This is a genomic window from Colwellia sp. SU-HH01217 (genome assembly GCF_057543495.1).
Map to the genome: position 1 here is coordinate 1 of NZ_BAAJLX010000056.1, position 499 is coordinate 499.

Consider the following 499-nt stretch of genomic DNA (forward strand, 5'->3'; position numbering starts at 1 on the left):
TAAATGGAGAACACCTTGGATCCCGCATTTTATACTCTTGCTGGTGCTCTTGGAGGGATGTTAATTACGCAAGTTGCCAACTATTTCCTTGAAGATAAAAAAGCAAAAAATTCGCTCAATATTAAACAGGCCGAACTAGACAACAATAAGCATCATGACTTATTAAAGGCACGCCGAACTGCATATGGTAATTATTTAGAGGCTATTGATAAAACTCTAGCAACAGAACCTAAAGATTTATCTAAGACCGTAGGGCCTCTGTATGCGGCTTTAATTGTTGCAAGTGATGATACAACAAACAAAATAAATGCAGTCTTTGGCATTATTAAAAAGAAAGACTTTGAAACGGATGATTTCTTAGCAGCCAAGAAAGAGCTACTAAAATCTATGCAGTCAGAGTTGCAACTTTAAATATAACAAGTCGTTTAAAAGGACAAAAAACAGTTGGCTTTTGCTCCTTCGTCGCTAATTTTAGCCAACTATTTTATTGCCTCTTAAC

General features: G+C 36.1%; 1 protein-coding gene. It reads left to right on the forward strand.

Annotated elements, in window-relative coordinates; all coding sequences use genetic code 11:
• Positions 1-15 precede the first annotated feature (15 nt).
• Positions 16-411, forward strand: a complete 396-nt coding sequence (locus tag AC27G3_RS18210) for a hypothetical protein (RefSeq protein ID WP_487124061.1) — start codon at positions 16-18, stop codon at positions 409-411.
• Positions 412-499: the final 88 nt, after the last annotated feature.